General features: G+C 61.2%; 12 protein-coding genes. 3 read left to right on the top strand and 9 right to left on the bottom strand.

What is annotated here, in order from left to right:
- Positions 1-722, bottom strand: a 722-nt coding sequence (gene dusB / locus ACNKID_RS00710; RefSeq protein WP_417911512.1) for a tRNA dihydrouridine synthase DusB, incomplete at its 3' end; no start/stop codon positions are given.
- A gap of 480 nt (positions 723-1,202) precedes the next feature.
- Here dusB and ACNKID_RS00705 point away from each other — a divergent pair.
- Positions 1,203-2,102: a GIY-YIG nuclease family protein gene (locus tag ACNKID_RS00705; RefSeq protein WP_417911511.1), complete on the top strand. Its 900-nt coding sequence runs from the start codon at positions 1,203-1,205 to the stop codon at positions 2,100-2,102.
- A gap of 133 nt (positions 2,103-2,235) precedes the next feature.
- The gene (locus ACNKID_RS00700; RefSeq protein ID WP_417911510.1) at positions 2,236-3,963 is read left to right on the top strand and encodes a proline--tRNA ligase; all 1,728 of its coding nucleotides are present in this window, start codon (positions 2,236-2,238) and stop codon (positions 3,961-3,963) included.
- Positions 3,964-3,975: 12 nt separating this feature from the next.
- Here ACNKID_RS00700 and ACNKID_RS00695 read toward each other — a convergent pair whose 3' ends face one another.
- Positions 3,976-5,421 (bottom strand): catalase, encoded by a 1,446-nt coding sequence (locus tag ACNKID_RS00695; protein ID WP_417911509.1) that lies wholly within the window; start codon positions 5,419-5,421, stop codon positions 3,976-3,978.
- Between the two features lie 271 nt (positions 5,422-5,692).
- Here ACNKID_RS00695 and ACNKID_RS00690 point away from each other — a divergent pair, with 271 nt between their 5' ends.
- Positions 5,693-6,094, top strand: a complete 402-nt coding sequence (locus ACNKID_RS00690; RefSeq protein ID WP_417911508.1) for a DVU0772 family protein — start codon at positions 5,693-5,695, stop codon at positions 6,092-6,094.
- 657 nt (positions 6,095-6,751) lie between these two features.
- Here ACNKID_RS00690 and ACNKID_RS00685 read toward each other — a convergent pair.
- From ACNKID_RS00685 to ACNKID_RS00655, 7 genes are all read right to left on the bottom strand, one after another.
- Entirely contained in the window at positions 6,752-8,119 is a 1,368-nt protein-coding gene (locus tag ACNKID_RS00685; RefSeq protein ID WP_417911507.1) for a diguanylate cyclase, read from the bottom strand.
- A complete protein-coding gene (locus tag ACNKID_RS00680; protein WP_417911506.1) occupies positions 8,085-8,714 on the bottom strand; it encodes an MBL fold metallo-hydrolase in 630 nt (209 codons plus the stop codon). The genes ACNKID_RS00685 and ACNKID_RS00680 overlap by 35 nt, the downstream gene beginning before the upstream one ends.
- A 52-nt stretch (positions 8,715-8,766) precedes the next feature.
- A complete protein-coding gene (locus ACNKID_RS00675; RefSeq protein ID WP_417911505.1) occupies positions 8,767-9,756 on the bottom strand; it encodes a P-loop NTPase in 990 nt (329 codons plus the stop codon).
- Positions 9,757-9,820: 64 nt separating this feature from the next.
- Positions 9,821-10,765, bottom strand: coding sequence for a protease modulator HflC (hflC, locus tag ACNKID_RS00670; RefSeq protein WP_417911504.1), 945 nt, complete (start codon positions 10,763-10,765; stop codon positions 9,821-9,823).
- Between the two features lie 8 nt (positions 10,766-10,773).
- On the bottom strand, positions 10,774-11,913 hold the full coding sequence (gene hflK, locus ACNKID_RS00665; protein WP_417911503.1) for an FtsH protease activity modulator HflK: 1,140 nt from the start codon (positions 11,911-11,913) through the stop codon (positions 10,774-10,776).
- 66 nt (positions 11,914-11,979) lie between these two features.
- On the bottom strand, positions 11,980-12,804 hold the full coding sequence (locus tag ACNKID_RS00660; protein WP_417911502.1) for a rhomboid family intramembrane serine protease: 825 nt from the start codon (positions 12,802-12,804) through the stop codon (positions 11,980-11,982).
- 73 nt (positions 12,805-12,877) lie between these two features.
- Entirely contained in the window at positions 12,878-15,124 is a 2,247-nt protein-coding gene (locus ACNKID_RS00655) for a GumC family protein (RefSeq protein WP_417911501.1), read from the bottom strand.
- Between the last annotated feature and the right edge of the window lie 4 nt (positions 15,125-15,128).

Genomic DNA, 15,128 nt, shown 5'->3' with positions numbered 1-15,128 from the left:
CTGCCGCCAGGCTGGAATATCCACGGATTGCCCAGCGCGCCCCGCCCAATCATCACTGCGTCGCAGCCAGTTTCGGCCATCATCGCCAAGCCGTCGGCATAGCTGCTGATGTCGCCGTTGCCGATCACTGGAATGGAGACCGCCTGCTTCACCGCCGCAATCACCTGCCGGTCAGCCCTGCCGCCGAACTGCTGCGCCCACGTGCGGGCGTGGATGGTTACAGCGGCGGCCCCGGCGGCTTCGCACATCCGGGCGAAATCCGGCGCGACAATCGAATCATCGTTCCAGCCGCTGCGGAATTTGACAGTCACCGGCAGCGGCGTGCTGGCCGCGACCGCCCGGATGATCTGCTCGGCCAGCTCGCGGTTCTCCGGCTTCATCAGAGCTGCGCCGCAGCATTTCTTCACCACCTTCGGCACCGGACAGCCCATGTTGATGTCGATCAAATCCACTGGCATGGCCGAGACCGCCGCAGCTGCCCGGCCCATGCTCTCCGGCTCGCTGCCGAACAGCTGCACCGACCAAGGCCGCTCCTGCGGCGCGGTGCCGAGCATGGCAAGGGTCTGCCGCTGCCCGTAGTTGAGGCCGTGGCAGCTGATCATCTCGGAAACGACCAGCCCTGCGCCTTGCTCGCGGCAGAGGAGCCGGAAAGCCAAGTCAGTGTATCCTGCCAAGGGCGCGAGAATGAATGGATTGTCAAGAACGAGCGAGCCGATGCGCATGTCTGTTTCTGCTTGAGGGTGCGGTTTTAAAAAGCCGCGTCCATTGTAAACGGTTTGCCGTGCCTGCGCACGGAAAAGCTGGAAAAGGCCAGAGACCGCGCAATACCTGAAGGCAGCAAATGACATATGAAAGGGAAAGGCGGCTCTGCCTCGTGCGTCAGCGTGCAGTCTTGTGCTGCAAAACTGCGGCATGGTCTTGTCAAAAGAAACACGCGGACGCTGCGGCGCATCTATGCTGAGCAGGCTCAGCGTCCAACGGTGAGCAGGCTCAGCGTCCGACGGTGAGCAGGCTCAGCGTTCGATGGTGAGCAGGCTCAGCGTCCGACGGTGAGCAGGCTCAGCGTCCGATGGTGAGCAGGCTCAGAGAACATACAAATGCGCTGGTTCGTGTGCAGGCAAACCAGCAGGCCGCAGAATGCTCCGCTCTCCACGACCTGCCTGCCTTGCTCTTTTCGTGTGCAATATTTACGGCTATATAGTATGGTGCGGAAGAAAGAGCGGGCGGTAAACGCAGGCAAGTATGGACGTTTCCGCTTGTTGATGATTACTCTGAACGACATCGATGCTATGACTATTCCCTTGAATGACATCCTCGCTATCTCGAATCCAGACCAATACAAGCTCCACTTGGCATGTTGGAATGGCGAGTGCCAACCACTTGATGAGTTTGTCGCTAACCATGAGAAGTGGCTTGGTTGGAATGAATGGCGTGGCGACAAAAACGACTGGACCAGACCCTACGTCCTCTCGTTCATGAGATTCTATCCGAAGACTGATGCTTGGCTGTTCGGCGGAGCTTTTGAAGTGATTGAGCGGCGCAAGGATGGATACAAACTTCAACCTGACCCTCGGCTGGAGAAGTACGTCGGGCGATTGCTAATGTCCTTTCACCGTTATCAAGGCATGATGGGCCGCGCCTTCAAATTAGAAAATTACATTAATGAGTTCACGGTTGCTGAATTGCTTCCGCAGGTGTACTCTGGCGAGAGCTTTCCCGGTCTCGATCGCATCAATCATGATTTCGCTACCCTCGAAGCCATTTTCAAAGCCGAGCGCACCGACTGGAAGGCGGCATTGCAGAGCGTGAAAGGAGTCTACGTCATCTCAGACAGGTCAAATGGGAAGCAGTACATCGGCTCGGCATACGGCGATGCTGGGATTTGGTCGCGCTGGGCTTGCTACATGGGCACTGGGCATGGATGGAATGACGAGCTGATGAAGCTTGTGCAGGCTAACGGCCCGAAGTACGCACGCGAGCACTTCCATTTTTCCATCCTCGAAGTCATGATCAAGTCCACACCAGATCAAGTTGTTCTGGACCGTGAAGCGCACTGGAAATGTGCGCTGCTTACGCGAGAGCACGGTTACAACAAGAACTAGACAGACAATTGTCAGCCAGTCCTGCTTTGGCTCTATGCGATTTTCCGCTGATCTGGTATTATCCCCAATGCCGCACGAAGAGACGGCAAGCTGCCCGGAAGATCAACAAGAAAAGAACTGCTGAAGGACAATCATGCGCTACTCGCAACTGCTCATCACCACTGCCAAAGAGATGCCTGCCGAAGCGGAGGTGGTCAGCCACCAGCTCCTGCTGCGGGCTGGCTTCATCCGCAAGCTGACCTCTGGTCTGTACACCTATCTGCCGCTGGGCTTGGCCGCCTTGCGCAAGGTGGAAAAGATTGTCCGCGAGGAGATGAACCGGGCCGGGGCGCAGGAAATCCTCATGCCGATGGTCCAGCCTGCTGATCTCTGGGAAGAGTCGGGCCGCTGGAAGCAGTACGGCCCTGAGCTGCTGCGCTTCAAAGACCGGCATCAGCGCGACTGCTGCCTTGGGCCGACGCATGAGGAGGTGGTCACGGACGTGGCCCGGCGCGAGATTCATTCCTACCGCCAGCTGCCGGTCAACCTCTATCAGATTCAGACCAAGTTCCGCGATGAGATCCGGCCCCGCTTCGGCCTGATGCGCGGGCGCGAGTTCGTGATGAAGGATGCCTACTCCTTTGATGTCAGCGAGGCAGGCGCGGAGGCGAGCTATGGCAAGATGCGCGAGGCCTACAACCGCATCTTCAAACGCTGCGGCTTGGAGTTCCGGGCAGTTGAGGCGGACTCCGGCAGCATCGGCGGCTCGTTCTCGCACGAGTTCATGGTCTTGGCCAAGACGGGCGAGGACACGCTGGTGATCTGCCAGAGCTGCGACTACGCCGCTAACCTCGAAAAGGCCAAGGCTGCGCCGCCCGCACAGGCAGAGCGCAGCGAGGCCTTGCAGCCCTGCGCCAAGGCAGCCACGCCAGGCATGAAGAAGGTGGAGATTGTGGCGGGATTCCTTGGCTTGCAGCCGCAGCAGGTGATCAAGACCATGATCTATCTGGCGGACGGCGAGCCGGTGGCGGTGCTGGTGCGCGGCGACCGCGAAGTGCAGCCGGTCAAGCTGAAGAACATGCTGGATGTGACGGATGTGGAGCTGGCTGACGACGACACGGTCTGGCAGAAGACCAAGCTGCCGGTGGGCTATATCGGGCCGGTGGGTCTGCCGATCAAGTTCGTGGCGGATCAGGAGGTGATGCAGATGGTCAACGCGGCTGCGGGCGCGAACGAGAAGGGCTTCCACCTCACCGGGGTCAACCCTGGCCGCGACTTCACGCCTGCTTTAGTCGGCGACCTGCGCCAAGTGACTGCCGACGACCGCTGCCCGCTCTGCGGCGGTTCTTTGCGGCTGACTGAAGGCATAGAGGTCGGCCACATCTTCAAGCTCGGCACCAAATACTCTGCGGCCATGAACGCCGTGTTCCAAGATGTGGATGGCCAAGAGAAGGTGATGATCATGGGCTGCTACGGCATCGGCGTGAGCCGGGTGGTGGCTGCGGCCATCGAGCAGAACCACGACGAGCACGGCATCATCTTCCCGCTGCCGCTTGCGCCCTTCCAAGTCATGCTGCTCAATCTTGACCTGAAGAACGCAGCTGTCACTGCGGCGGCGGAGCAGCTGCATCAGGAGCTGGAGGCTGCCGGGATTGAGGTGCTCTATGATGACCGCGACGAGCGGCCAGGGTCCAAGTTCAAGGATGCAGACCTGCTCGGCATGCCGTACCGGCTCACTGTGGGCAAGTCGCTGGAGAAGAGCGGGGCAGTGGAGCTGCGCAGCCGCCGCAATGGCGAGACTGTCGAGCTGCCGCTGGAGCGGGCAGCTGGCGAGCTTGCCGCCAAGATCAGAGCCGAGCTGGCGGCTGCGGCGGCAAGCTGAAGCTGATGCTTGTCAGATGCTGAGACCCAAGGCTGCGGCCACGCCTGCGCCGTAGGCTGGGTCGGCCTTGGCGCAATGCCCGATGTGCCGCCGCTTGACCGCTTCCGGCGCATCGCCCATCGCTCTGGCGGTGTTCTCGAACAGCACCTGCTGCTGCGCCGGAGTCATCAGACGGAACAAGTTGCCTGGCTGCGTGTAATAGTCGCTGTCATCCTCGCGGTGGCTCCAGTGATCCGCCGCGCCACTGAGAGGCAAAGCAGGTTCGCGCACCTCCGGCTGCTCCTGCCACTCGCCGTAACTGTTCGGTTCATAGCCAAGGGTGCTGCCGAAGTTGCCGTCCACGCGCATCGCCCCGTCGCGGTGGTAGCAATGCACAGGACAGCGGGCGCGGTTGACTGGAATGAGGTGGTGATTCACGCCGAGACGGTAGCGTTGCGCATCGCCGTAGGAGAAAAGCCGCCCTTGCAGCATCTTGTCCGGTGAGAAGCCGATGCCCGGCACGATGTTGGCCGGATTGAATGCCGCCTGCTCCACCTCGGCGAAGTAGTTGTCCGGGTTGCGGTTCAGCTCCAGCACGCCCACGTCAAGCAGTGGATGCTCCTTGTAAGGCCAGACCTTGGTCAGGTCAAAGGGATTGAACGGGCAGCACTTGGCCTCCTCGTCCGTCATCACTTGGATCTTCATGTCCCATCTGGGGAAATCCCCCTTCTCAATGCTCTCATACAGATCGCGCTGATGGCTCTCGCGGTCTTTGCCGACCAGTGCTTCCGCCTCCGCATCAGTCAGGTTCTTGATCCCCTGCTGCGTCTTGAAGTGAAACTTGACCCAGACCCGCTCCCCTGCGGCGTTGATCAGGCTGAAGGTGTGGCTGCCAAAGCCGTGCATGTGCCGGTAGGACTTGGGAATGCCCCGCTCGCTCATGGTGATGGTGATCTGATGCAAGGCCTCAGGCAGGCTGGTCCAGAGGTCCCAGTTGTTGCGCGCGCTGCGCAGGTTGGTGCGCGGGTCGCGTTTCACAGCGTGGTTGAGGTCAGGGAACTTGAGCGGGTCTTTGAGAAAGAAGACCGGCGTGTTGTTGCCGACTAAATCCCAGTTGCCCTCTTCGGTGTAGAACTTGAATGCGAAGCCCCGGATGTCCCGCTCAGCGTCCGCTGCGCCGCGCTCGCCCGCAACTGTGGAGAAGCGGACAAAGACCTCGGTCTGCTTGCCGACCGCAGAGAACAGCTTGGCCTTGGTGTGCCGGCTGATGTCATGGGTGACCGTGAACGTCCCATACGCGCCAGAGCCTTTGGCGTGCATCCGCCGCTCCGGGATCACTTCGCGGTCGAAATGAGCGAGCTTCTCTAAGAACCACACATCTTGCAGCAGCATCGGCCCGCGCGGCCCGGCAGTCAGCACATTCTGATTGTCGGCCACGGGCGCACCCACGTTGCTGGTCAGCTTCTTCTCGTTGCTCATTCTATGACTCCTCAAGGTCGAATGGAATGATGATCTCCTGCGCCGGGGGGGAGCAGAAGGATTCAGCCTGTCAGCATACGCAGCTCGTCCGCTTCTGTCAATCAAGAAGGCCGGTCAGTCCGCCGTGTGCTGCCGCGCATAACTTCGCGTCACGCCGTCAGGATGCGCTCTGCGGCTCCGCAAAGTGTCTGGGGCAGCGCTTGACATGAGCACTTAAGAACGATAATAATTATTATATGATATTAATTATTGAACGACAGAGAGGTGCGCCATGCTTACTCTTAAGGAAATACGGCGGAACAGAATGCTGGCCAGCAGCATTGACTGGGCGATGACCCCGGAAAAAGCTGTGGAGCTGTATCTGGAATGGGGAATCGGCTGGATCGAGGACAAGGACTTTGACTTGGTCGCAGGCGGCAGCGATGAGAGCTATTACTTTGCCATCTATGACTGGGAGATAAAGCCGCCGCTGGTCACGCTGATTCACCGCACTGTTGAAGGGGCTGAAGAAATAGCCAAAATCGAAGTGCCGAAAGAGCTTTTTGATGCCTCCTGCAAAGAGGACGGCATCAAGCCGGGCGGGGCAGTCCATCGCCTGAACCGTGCGCTCAAATACTGGCTGAATGTCCGCATCGAGGGCCCGCCTGTTGAGTTTTTCGGCACGGAGCACTGAGCGATTCGCCTCGCCAGTCACGATTTTCAACGTGGACAGCCGCAAGGCCGGAGCTTTTGCTCCGGCCTTTTTTTTCAGTTCACCGCCAGCGCATCCGCCAGCCGCCTTCGAAGGCCCGCTCGCTGATCATCTGCACCAAATCAGCGCAAGGCCAGTCTCGCCGGAGCTGCTGCTCTGCGCCAATGCCCTGCTCTCCGCTTCTTCGACGGAAAAACGTGTCAAGACAGCCTCCTGCGAAGCTGCGTTTGGCTTGGATGCGGCTGGAAAGGCCGTCTTCCCGCTTGGAAATGCCTCATTCCCCTCTGGCAATGCCTCATTGCCAGCAAGGAATGTCACGTTTCACTCTGGCAATGGCTCATTGCCAAGAGGAAATGCCTCATTGCCAGAGGGGAATGACCCGTTTCACTCTGGCAATGCCTCATTGCCAACAAGGAATGCCACGTTTCCAGCTGGCAATGCGCCATTGCCAGAGGGGAATGACCCGTTGCCAGCAGGGAATGCCTCATTGCCAGCGAGGAATGAGGCATTCGAAGCGGCCTCTGCTGCGCTTTCGGCAAGAAAAGGGCGGCCCCGTGAGGCCGGGAGCGTTTTTCACCTTGGGATTGCAGGGAGAGCCTGCCGGGCCGGTTTGACCGGCGATGAAAAGGATTCGAATGTTCAGGGCCGGGCGGCGCGGACGCAGTTGCGCCCGCCCTGCTTGGCCGCGTACAGGGCCTGATCCGCCAAGGCCAGCAGCCCGGCACCGCAGGCGGCATCTTCTGCCAGCTGATTGACCGCTGCCACGCCGACCGAGAGCGTGACCACCTTGGCGCAATGTGAGGCGGGGTGCGGCAGGCCAAGCTGCTCCACGGCCTGGCGCGCCTTCTCCGCCACCACCAAGGCTTGGTCCAGACCGATGCCGGGCAGGATGAGGACAAACTCCTCGCCGCCGTAGCGGGCGGTGAAGTCGCAGGCGCGGGCCGCGCTCCGCTCCAAGGTCTGGGCAACGGTGCGCAGGCAGGCATCACCCTGCAAATGGCCGCAGGTGTCGTTGTAGAGCTTGAAGAAGTCCATGTCGGTCATGAGCAGGGAGAAGACCGTGCCGCTCCGGTGCCAGCGCTGCCATTCCTCGGCCAGCCGCTGATCAAAGGCGCGGCGGTTGCGCACGCTGGTCAGGCCGTCATACAGAGCCTGGTGAGCCAGGATGTGGTTCAGCCGCTCCAGCTCGGCAGCCTGCTCCAGCAGGGAGGCCTCGGCTTCACGCTGCCGGAGTATCTGCCTGCGGACAAAGCGGGTGACGCTGAGCAGGCCCGCGCCGCCCAGCAGCCAGAGCAGGCTGTAGGAGAGGAGCAGCACAGCCTCTATCCGCCGCTTGATCTCCATGTAGGGCCGCAGCGGCACGGACACGCCGATGCCGCCGCGCACTTCGCCTTCTTTATACCCCTGATGGCTGTGGCATTTCAGGCAGTTTTCCTTGGTGTGAAAGGCCCGCATGTAGCGGAGATAAGGCTGGCCGTCCATCTCTGTCAGCTCGGAGACCTCAGTCTCGCCCTGCTCGAACTGACGAAGCACGCGCTGCTCCCACTCGTCCGGGGCGTTGATCGGATTGAGAGGCTTGAGGCTGGTGATCCGCCCCCTGATGCCGTACAGCCCGGAGAAGTCGCTCATCACCTGCCGGAGCATGTAGGCAGGGTTCATCAGAGTGAGCCGCTGGCCGGAGGTGGTCAGCACGTCCCGGTCAGGCAGATGGGAGAGGTAGGGGTTGGGCGGAGTCTCAGGCGTGGCAGGCACATACACACCGCCGTGCTTGGCGGCCCAGGTGCGCAGAGCCATGTCCTTGTTGAAATTGGCTCTGGCCTCCAAGCGGGCGTAGTCCAAGAGATGCCGCTCCTCTTTGGCCAGCGCCCAGAGGAGCAGTCCGGCCAGAACAGCGGTCCAGAAGAGGAGGACAGTCCAAAAGATGCGGCTGAGCAGGATCAGCCTGCCCTGCCCTGCCCTGCCGCGCTGCCGCTCAGAGATAGGGATTGCTTCTCGCCTCTTTGCCAATGGTGGATTTGGAGCCGCCGTAGCCGTGGCCCGGCCAGACTGTGGTCTCAGGCGGCAGGGTCAGCAGCCGCTCGCTGATGGACTGCGAGAGCTGGCGCATAGAGCCGCCGGGGAAGTCGGTGCGCCCCACCCCGCCTGCGAAAAGGGTGTCGCCGGTGAAGCAGTCCGGGGCGTTGTACAGGCACATGCCGCCCGGCGTGTGGCCAGGAGTGTGGAGCACGGTCAGCGTCTCCTCGCCGATGCGGATCAGGTCGCCGTCCTCGACCAGCAGATCAGCTGGCGGTGACTCCGGCAGGCCAAGCATGGCGAAGTAGCTCCGCGCCTCCTCGGTGCTGAAGAATTCGGCATCGGCCCGGTGCATGACAATCTTCGCCCCGGTGGCCTGCTTGAGCGGCCCGTTGCCGCAGACGTGGTCAGGATGGCCGTGGGTGGAGATGATGTGCAGCACCTCCAGGCCCTCCTTGCGGCAGGCGGCAAGCACTTTGTCCGCGTCCCCGCCGCAGTCGATCACAGCGGCCTTGCTGGTTTTGGGGCAGGAGACAATGTAGCAGCAGACATCCATCATGCCGACGATCAGTTGCTGTATGTTCATCATGGCGAGAAAGAAGAGGGAAAGGCCAAGGGCGGGCGGCCCTTGGTCGGAGGATTCAGCAGGCGCAGGCGGAGCTTTTCTCCGGCGCGCAGCTCTCGCCGCCGCCGCCGCCGCACGCGGCGGAAGAGCCTGCCATGTTCAGCCTGAGGCCGGCTTTGGCCGGCAGCCGCTGCTCCACCGCGCTGATCACGGCGGCAAAGGCATGAACCGCCGGGCTGTCGGCGTTGGAGGAGAGATAGGGCGTGCCGCTGTCGCCGCCCATGACCACGCGGGGATCCATCGGCACCCTGCCCAGGAAGGGCAGGTCAAAGTCGCGGGCGGTCTTCTCGCCGCCGCCGACACCGAAGATGTCCACTGTCTCGCCGCAGTGCGGGCAGACAAAGCCGGACATGTTCTCGACCACGCCAGCCACCGGCATCTTCACGGTGCGGCAGAAGTTGAGCGACTTGCGCACATCGGCCAAGGCCACCTCCTGCGGCGTGGTGACCACCACGGCCTGCACGTTGGGCATGGTCTGGGCCACGGAGAGCGGCTCGTCGCCAGTGCCTGGAGGCGCGTCAACGATCAGGTAGTCCAGCTCGCCCCAGTCCATGTCCGCGACAAACTGGCGGATGGCCTGAATCTTCAGCGGCCCGCGCCAGATGATGGCCTCGTCGCGGTCCTTCATCATGTATTCCAGCGAAACCACCTTCAGCTTGCCGTTATAGAGCAGCGGCGGGACAAGGCCGTTCTCACCCTGCGCCTGCTCCAAGCTGCCGGTGAGGTTGAGCATCCGGCAGACATCCGGGCCGTGCAGGTCAACGTCCATCAGGCCGACCTTGTGCCCGCGCTCGGCCAGCCCTAAAGCCAGATTGACGGCCACGGTGGACTTGCCCACCCCGCCCTTGCCGCTCATGACCAGAATCTTATGCTTGATCCGGCCCAGCGACTTGGTGATGGCGATGTCCTGCTGGGCCAGATGGGCGCTGGCGGCGTTGAGCTGGGCGGAGCTGGCGCAGCTGCTTTTGCCTTTGCTGCCGCAGGAGCTTGATGAACAGGAACTCATAATGCTTCTCCCTCAGTTGAGGTTGTGAAAATGAACCTCCCGCCGGAAGCGGGAGGGGCGTGTCCTATCGGGCTGACGGCGACTGGAGATGCTTGAACAGCTCGGCCTCCGGCGAGAGCACCAGCGAGGTGTTGCCGCCGATGATGTTCTGGTAGCTCTCCAGGCTCTTCTGGAAGGAATAGAACTCGGCGTGGCCGCTGTAGGCTTCGCCGTAGAGCCGGGCCGCTTCCGCATCCGCCTGGCCCCGGATTTCCGTGGCCTTGCGCTGGGCCTCAGAGGTGATCTCCCGCAGCTCGCGCGCCATCTTGCCGACTATTTCCTGATAGCTGCCCTTGCCGAGCGAGCGTTTCTCCTCCGCGATCCGCTTGCGCTCGGAGATCATCCGCTCATAGACCCGCTTGCGCACCGAGTCAATGTAGTTGACCCGCTTGAACATCACGTCAATCAGCTCGATGCCGTATTTGAGCGCGTCCTTGGAGGCCTGATCCAGCACCATCTGGCTGATTTTGTCGCGGCCCTTGCTCGGCGGCTTGGTCAGGTCGCTGGCTGAGGAGGTTTCGACCACGTATTCAGGGTTCCAGTCCGAGGAGCGGATGATCTCGATCAGGTCATTTTTGTTGACCATGTCCCGCACCGCGCCGTTGATGATGTCGTTGAGCAGAGTCTGGGCGCGCTCCTCGCTGCCCGCCGCCTGGAGGAAATGGAGAGCGTCTTTGATCCGCCAGCGGGCGGTGGTGTCCATGTAAATGAAGGTCTTGTCATTGGTCGGTATCTCGTTCGGATAGCCGTCCCAGATCAGGATGCGCTTCTCGAACATCCGCACCCGGTGGAGAAAGGGCATCTTCATCTTCAGTCCGGCATCGGTGACCGGCTCACCCACCGGCGCGCCGAACTGGGTGATCACCGCCTGTTTGCCTTCCGGCAGGATGTAGAAGCCGTCCACCATCATAAGCAGGAGCAGGCCGGCCAGCAGCAGGTAGAGACCGTTGAGCATTTGTTGTTTCGGCATGATCTGGTTCATCTCGTCACAGCCTCCTGCTGCGGCAGGTTGTTGAGGGAAGGAGAGGCAGACGGAGGAGGAGGAGCGGCGGTGCTGTTCAAATTGAGGAGAGGCAGCGCAGGCTGCGCGCCGCCGTCCATGATATAGAGCTGCCGCACCTGCGGCAGCACGCTCTGCATGGTCTCCAGATACATGCGCTGGCGCGTGACCTCCTTGGACTTCTCGTATTCAGCGGCGATGGCCTTGAAGCGGGCGGTCTCGCCCTTCGCGTCATTGATCCGCTGCGCCGCATAGCCGCGCGCCTCCTCAATCATTTTGTTGGCTGTGCCTTTGGCTTCAGGGATCACCTTGTTGTACTCCTGCTCCGCCTCGTTGATCAGCCGCTTCATGTCCTGATCCGCCGCATTGACATCATTGAAGGCAGGCTTGACCTCATCGGTCGGGGTGACATCCAAGAGCTGGAGAGTGACGATGTCCACGCCAGTCTCCAGCTTGTTGAGGTCGCGCTGCAATTCCTGACGGCCCATGTCGGCCAGCGTGATGCGGTTGCCCAGCACATAGTCGAAGTCCATGTTGCCGACGATGCGCCTGATCACGGTCTCCGAGTTGTCGCGCACAGCTTGGGCCACGTCGCTGACCTTGAAGAGGAACTGATAGGGGTCTTTAATCTTGTACTGGACGATCCACGCCACATTGATCACGTTCTTATCGCCGGTGAGCATCAGAGACTCGCTCTGGTCGCTGTTTGCGCTGGCTGTTTTCTGCAAGCCGAACTCCTCTTTGCGCACGGTCTCGACATCCACCCTCATCATGTCTTCCATGTAGGGAATCTTGAGGTTGAGGCCTGGCCCGGCGGTGCGGCTGTATTTGCCGAAGCGGAGGACGATGCCCTGCTCGCCTGGCTCAATGGTGTAGAAGCAGGCGAAGACCCCGCGCAGCAGCACCAGCGCGGCGATGGCCAAGGCAATCTTGCTTGCCCCGGCGGCCAGACCGCCGCTTTCGCCCCCGCCCTCCGGGACAGGCTCTTTCTCCTTCGGCTCCTTCCCGCTCCGCTCTTCAAAGAAATCACGGACTTTCTGGATCAGATCGGCGAGAAACTCTTCGGGATCAGTCGGTTTCTTTTTTTTCCCCCAAGGGGGAGGCGTGTTCATGGGCATGGTGTGCCTTTGCTTGAGTTGTGAGATTGACGTATGAGAAGTTATTTAAAACCGGAACGGGCGGTCTTACAAGTATTTTCGGAAGGCAAGCAGCCAGCAGAAGGCGATCAGGAGCAGCGCGGCGGCGAAAAGGGCAGCTTGCAGGCGGCTGCGCTCGCCCTGCTGATCCCAGCCCGCTGTCCGCAGGACAAGGCCGCCAGCCAGTCCGCAGAACAGGCCGAAGAGATGCGCGCCCAAGTCGGTCTGCTCTGCGCCGCCTTCGCCGCCGGTGCCGAGCATGGCCAGCAGTCCGGCACCGGCTCCCAGCGGCAGGATGAGCTGGCGGAGCAGAGAGCCGCCGCCGAGGAGCTGCCGCCCGCAGAATATGCCTATGGCGGCGAAGACGGCGGTGGAGAAGCCCACTGAGTAATGGGGTTCGGCGCGGAGGACGATGTTGAGCAGGTTGCCGCAGAGGGCGGTCAGCACGAGGGTAAGCCAAGCTGTGCCGAAGCCGACGGTCCGGCAGAGAAGCTGGACCATTGCTCCGCCGATCAGGCAGTTGCCGACCAAATGCCCTTGGTCAGCGTGCAGGGTGAGGGCAGTGACTAAACGCGACCATTCTCCTTGCTCCAGAATGGCTTGGCTGCTCACCGCTCCAGCCCGGAACCAGAGACCGCCCGCCTGCCACGGCCCTGTGACGGCATGAATGAAAATCAGACCGCCGAGCATGAGCAGGGTGGGCCAAGTGCTGGTGCGGACAAAAGGCGGCGCAGGCTGCTCCGGCGGCGGCCAGTCGCGGTTCTCCTCGCGGTAGGCCCGAAGCTCGGCCAAGGCCAGCGCACTTCGCTCACGGCGGACTAAAATCGCCCCGTGCCGCCGCTCCACTTGATGTTCAATGCCTGCTGCGCTCAAGACCAGCGAATAATCGCGCAGATCAGCCGGAGCGGCCTTGGCGGCCAGCGTCCACGGCTCTTCGGGTTCAGCTTCAGCTGCCGCTGCTGTGCTGGCTGTAATGTGAGTAATAGGAGTAATAACCGTAATATCCTCTGTCGCCGTGCTTCTTTTTCAGCCGGTTGAGAACAATGCCGAGCAGGCAGGCGCGGCTGTCGCGCAGCCGTTTGATGCCGCTGTCCAGCATCTCGTAAGTGGTGCTGCCCGCCTTGACTACCAGCACAGCTCCGTCCGCCAAGGGGCCAAGAGCGAGGCTGTCCGTGACCTGCTGCACCGGCGGCGAATCCAAGAGGATGAAATCAAACTGCTCCCGCTTTTCCTGCAGCAGCTGCGTCATTCTCGCCGAGCTGAGCAGCTCCGCCGGATTGGGCGGCGGCGGTCCGGCAGGCAGCAATGCCACCGGATTTTCCGGCTGCTGCCGGATCAGCTGCTGCTGCGGATCAAGGTTGCCGGACAGATAGCTGCTGAGGCCGTAGCTGTTCGGCTCGCCGAACAAGGCGTGCTGACGGGGACGGCGCATGTCGCAGTCGATGATCAGCACTTTCTTCTCGTTCTGGGCCAAAATATGGGCCAAGTTTTTTGTGGTCGTGGTCTTGCCTTCCTGCTGGGCCATGCTGGTGATCAGAATGACCTTGGGCGGCCGCTCCGGGGTGGAGAGCAGCAGACCGGAACGGATGAGCCGGTAGCTCTCCGCCATGGGTGAGAGAGGATTCTCGCGGACAAAGGTGGCTATGTCGCGTTTTCTCCCGCGCAGCTCCTCCACTGTGCCGAGCACAGTCAGGCTGTAGCGCTCCTCAACACCTTGAGCCGAGTTGGCGGTGTTGTCAAGGTACTCAAGGAAAAAAACTAAGCCGAGGCCGCAGGCCAGCCCGCCAATCAGTCCGGCCAGCAAGCCGCGCTTTTTGTTCGGCTTGGAGGGGACAGAAGGCAGCTCCGCCTTTTGAATCGCCCATATTTTCACATCCATCGACTGGGCAGTGACATCGGTTTTTTTGATGCTGGAGGAAAGCGCGTCAAAGACTGTGCGGTTCATCTCCTTGTCCCGGCTGAGAATGCTGTACTGAACAAAACGCTCGTTCATCTCCAGCAGCTCGGCCTTGGTCGCGTTCATCATCTCGCTGATGTCCCGCACTTTGGCCTTGGCCAGCTCGTAGGAGCTGCGGACTGAGGCGGCGATGCGGTCAGCCTCGGCTCGCAGCGCGGCCCGCAGCGTATGCTGCTCCTCCATCGCCTGCTGCATCACCGGATGTTTCTCGCCGTATTTCCGTGACAGTTCTCGGACATTCTGCTCCGCTGCCAGCAGCTGGGCGCGGAGGCTCTGCAGGACGCTGTTCCCGGCAAAGACGGGAATAGCCTCCAGCGCACTGTAATTTTTGCCCGCCCGCTCGATCTGCTGATACATGGCCTCATGCTCCTTCTCCTTGGTCTGAGCCTCGGCCAGCTCCTTGCTCAGGCCGGAAAGCCGCTCCGGCAGGACAACCAGCCGGTTTTCGACTGTGACAATGTCATGCTTGCGCATGTACTCCTGCAAAGCCTTTTCCGATGCCTCCAGTTTCCGCTGCTCCTCTGCGGCCTTGGCGGTCATCCACTGCACGGTGTGCCGGGCCGTGCTGCTTTTGATGTCCAAGGTCTCGTCAATGTAGGCCTGCACCGCCGCGTTGGCGACCATCTGGGCTATCGCCGGATTCTTGTGGCTGTAGGACAGGCTCACGATTTTGGTTTCACGCACCGGCTCAACCTTGATCGCCGCCTGAATCAGGACGGCGATCCGCTCCGCCTCCTGTTCTTGGCTGCTCTTGCCAGGCGCAGGGGCAAGAATGTCCGCATCTTTCGGCCCTATGTAAGGACGGAGCAGTGCTTCGGCGGAGTTCAGCGCGGCGGCGGACACATCACGGAGCAGAGCCGCAAGGCCGGGAGCAGCGGGCGCGGTTTGAAAATGCTGCCGATGCTTGCTGTCCAGCTCCAAGCTGCGCACCACTCGCAAGGCCACGTTGAAGCTGCGGAGCAACTCCAGCTGGGTGGCCTGAAAATCAGGATCCCAAAGCATGTAGCCGCTGAAACCCTCCATCCGGCTGACATCAGAGTTTTTCTCAATCAGCACCTTGGTGAAGGCGGTATAGACCGGCGTTTTAGAGAAAATAGAGAGGAGTGTGCTGAGGAAAACAATGCTGGCTGCGGTCAGGAGCAGTCCTTTGCGCTTGAGGATGACGCGCAGATGATCGCGCAGATGTTTTGTTTTTTCCTGCGGAGCATCCGCATGAAATTGTTCTTCAGGATGCATGGGC

This window comes from Candidatus Electronema sp. TJ (genome assembly GCF_048287355.1).
GTDB lineage: Bacteria > Desulfobacterota > Desulfobulbia > Desulfobulbales > Desulfobulbaceae > Electronema.
Note: the sequence above shows the minus strand (reverse complement) of the source record. Positions and strands in the feature narration are given on the sequence as shown.

What these genes read in the sequence shown, in the direction of transcription:
- ACNKID_RS00705 (WP_417911511.1), top strand. Translation starts at nt 1,203, where the DNA reads ATGGTGCGGAAGAAAGAGCGGGCGGTAAACGCAGGCAAGTATGGACGT.
- ACNKID_RS00700 (WP_417911510.1), top strand. Translation starts at nt 2,236, where the DNA reads ATGCGCTACTCGCAACTGCTCATCACCACTGCCAAAGAGATGCCTGCC.
- ACNKID_RS00695 (WP_417911509.1), bottom strand. Translation starts at nt 5,421, where the DNA reads ATGAGCAACGAGAAGAAGCTGACCAGCAACGTGGGTGCGCCCGTGGCC.
- ACNKID_RS00690 (WP_417911508.1), top strand. Translation starts at nt 5,693, where the DNA reads ATGCTTACTCTTAAGGAAATACGGCGGAACAGAATGCTGGCCAGCAGC.
- ACNKID_RS00680 (WP_417911506.1), bottom strand. Translation starts at nt 8,714, where the DNA reads ATGATGAACATACAGCAACTGATCGTCGGCATGATGGATGTCTGCTGC.
- ACNKID_RS00675 (WP_417911505.1), bottom strand. Translation starts at nt 9,756, where the DNA reads ATGAGTTCCTGTTCATCAAGCTCCTGCGGCAGCAAAGGCAAAAGCAGC.
- hflC (WP_417911504.1), bottom strand. Translation starts at nt 10,765, where the DNA reads ATGCCGAAACAACAAATGCTCAACGGTCTCTACCTGCTGCTGGCCGGC.
- hflK (WP_417911503.1), bottom strand. Translation starts at nt 11,913, where the DNA reads ATGCCCATGAACACGCCTCCCCCTTGGGGGAAAAAAAAGAAACCGACT.
- ACNKID_RS00655 (WP_417911501.1), bottom strand. Translation starts at nt 15,124, where the DNA reads ATGCATCCTGAAGAACAATTTCATGCGGATGCTCCGCAGGAAAAAACA.